Here is a 2,699-nt window from a genome sequence, read left to right as displayed (position 1 = left end):
ATCTGTTTGCTTAAACAGGTTCTGTCCTATTGCTTGAAGCCCTGGCGGATTAATAAAATTATAAAGATTTATCTGCCCAAGCTCTTCTGTTGTCTGTACGCCTCCCTCATTTCTTACTGCATAAACATTACCGTTTTCACTTATATTTATACTTATAAGTGTTTCAGGTGCAGTAATCTGAATGTTAGGACTTAGTCTATAACCTTCTGGAGTTACGATATATCCCTGGTCATCTATCTGGAAGTTTCCTGCTCTTGTATATGCTTCTCCACCTCCGGGAAGTTCTACCTTAAAAAATCCTTTACCCTGTATTGCAATATCAAGGGGTCTGTCAGTTTTCATTAAACTTCCCTGAGAGAATGTTTTAGATATATCAGAAAGTTTCACACCAAGACCTACCTGCATACCTGTCGGTACCCTTGTTTCTGTAGAGCTCATAACTCCTGGGTCTCTAAGGTTCTGATATATCAGGTCTTCAAAATTTGCTCTGCTTTTTTTAAATCCTACTGTATTTACATTTGCTATATTATTTGAAATTACATCTAAATTAGTTTGTTGTGCCTCCATCCCTGTTGCTGAAGTCCACAGTGCTCTAATCATAATAAATACCTCCTTTAGGCTCTACCTATTTCTATACTTTTTTGTTCTACACTATCTAATGCTTTCATTAAATTACCGTACATTTCCATTCTTCTTTGAGCATTTATAAGCTCTGTCATAGCTTTTATTGGATTGACGTTTGAGTTTTCTAAAAATCCTTGATGGATTTCGTAGCTGGCGTTTGTTTGAGAAGAAGATGGAGCATAATAAGATTCACCTATAGGTTTTACACTTTGATAATTTACTATACTAAGTTTTGCAACAAGCTCATTATTCTGGTAAATACTGCCGTCTTTTGTAATTGTTACATTCTCAGTTGAGTTTAATTTTATAACTTTGCCCTGTGTATCAAGTACAGGATTGCTGTTAACATCTACAAGAATTCCTGTGCTGTCCAGTTTGAAGTGTCCATTTCTTGTTAAAAATATCTGATTTTGAAATCTTACCTGAAAAAATCCTTCGCCATCTATAGCCAAATCTAAAGGTCTATCTGTTTTTTTTAAAGACCCTTGAGCAATAACAACTGGAGTTTTTTCAAATCTTGGAAAAACAAAAAGTTCCTTTGATTGACCTTGGTTATCAGGAATTTTTTGACTCATTTCTTTAAGTAATAATTTTTTAAATCCCGGCGTATTTACATTTGCAAGGTTATTTGTTGTTGTATCAAGTTGTTCTAACGCTCTTTCTCCTCCTGATGCTAAAATGTATATTGGTTGAAAATTTACTGCCATTTTTATTCACCACCTTCAAGTAAAAGTTTCATTCTTTCCTGCACAGTAACAATACTTGTAATTTTTACCCCAAAATTATTTTCGGCAGTATAAAGCTCACCTTTAGCCACAAGTTTTCCATTTATTTTTATATCTACTGGTTCATTGATATATTTATCAAGTTCCAAAACTGTGTTGGGATTAAGTTTTAGAATGTCTTCAAGTAAAATATCTCTTCCACCGACTTCAACACTAATCTCTAATGGTATATCCATTAAGAGTTCAAGCTTTTCATCTTTAACTTCTTCAAAAACTGGAGTTTCTCCCTGAGTTTTCTGTTCTTGTAGTGCCTCTTCCCACTGTTTTGCTATTTCTTCCTGGTCTATACCTTCTTCTTTAGATTTTTGCTCTTGTAAGGCTTCTTCCCACTGCTTTGCTATTTCCTCTTGATTAACATTTTCTGGTTCTTCCGTTTCAGATTTTTCTTGTTCTGGGGATTTTTCTTGTTCTTTCAGTGCCTCTTCCCACTGCTTTGCCATTTCTTCCTGGTCTATATTCTCTTCCTGATTTTGATTTTCTTCTATTGGTTTATTTTCCTCACTCATTTTTCTCTCCCAGATATATATCCTTTATTTTTACTGCAAACTTTTCTTTTTTCTTGCCGAGCTTACCTAAAAATTTTGGTTTATCTTCTATATAAACTTTTAATAATGTGTCTGTTGATATTTTAGTTTCCAATTTTGTACCTTCTTTCCATTCTAATATATCTTTTACTTTGTAGGTTTCTTTAAACAGCTCTACCCATAATTTTACTTTTATCTTATGAACTTTTTCTAACAAATAATTTTTCCATGCAACATCTTCCTCAAACTGAGTTACTTCAGAATAAATAAAATCTTTTATTGGTAAAAACATATTTTGTGGAAAGCAAAAAAACATAGGTGCTTCATAACCATCAATATCTATTGATAGTTCAACAACTATAACTTTTTCACTTGGTGAAACTATTCTGGCGAGGTTGGGGTTTAATTCAATTGATTTCATTTCAATTTTTATCGGATATATCTGTTCCCATACCGACTCAAAAGTTTCAAGCACAGCTTTAATAAAATCATTTATAACTTTTATTTCAAGTTTCGTAAATTCACGACCTTCTACTTTGAAAGGTTTGGGAGGTCCACCGAAAAGAACACTAATAATGGTAAAAACAAGTCTTGAATCAAGAACTAAAAGAGAATTTTCTTTTAAAGGTTTCATAGAAATAATTGTATAACTTGCAGGAAGAGGAATTTTCAACATAAAATCGTTAAATCTTGTTATATAAATATCATTTTGAGAAACCATATTAACATTGGGTATTATCTTTCGAACTTCGTCTCTAAATATTTT

4 protein-coding genes are annotated in these 2,699 nt (G+C 32.6%); all 4 read right to left on the bottom strand.

What is annotated here, in order from left to right; genetic code table 11:
• Positions 1–600 (bottom strand): flagellar basal-body rod protein FlgG (gene flgG, locus HG1285_RS04925; RefSeq protein ID WP_008288517.1); only part of this gene is annotated, 600 nt, incomplete at its 3' end.
• 14 nt (positions 601–614) lie between these two features.
• On the bottom strand, positions 615–1,331 hold the full coding sequence (locus tag HG1285_RS04930) for a flagellar hook basal-body protein (protein WP_008288516.1): 717 nt from the start codon (positions 1,329–1,331) through the stop codon (positions 615–617).
• Between the two features lie 2 nt (positions 1,332–1,333).
• Entirely contained in the window at positions 1,334–1,915 is a 582-nt protein-coding gene (fliN, locus tag HG1285_RS04935; RefSeq protein ID WP_008288515.1) for a flagellar motor switch protein FliN, read from the bottom strand.
• Positions 1,908–2,699, bottom strand: a 792-nt coding sequence (locus HG1285_RS04940) for a FliM/FliN family flagellar motor switch protein (protein WP_008288514.1), incomplete at its 5' end; no start/stop codon positions are given. The genes fliN and HG1285_RS04940, both read right to left, overlap by 8 nt.

The organism is Hydrogenivirga sp. 128-5-R1-1 (genome assembly GCF_000171895.1).
Note: the sequence above shows the minus strand (reverse complement) of the source record. Positions and strands in the feature narration are given on the sequence as shown.

What these genes read in the sequence shown, in the direction of transcription:
- HG1285_RS04930 (WP_008288516.1), bottom strand. Translation starts at nt 1,331, where the DNA reads ATGGCAGTAAATTTTCAACCAATATACATTTTAGCATCAGGAGGAGAA.
- fliN (WP_008288515.1), bottom strand. Translation starts at nt 1,915, where the DNA reads ATGAGTGAGGAAAATAAACCAATAGAAGAAAATCAAAATCAGGAAGAG.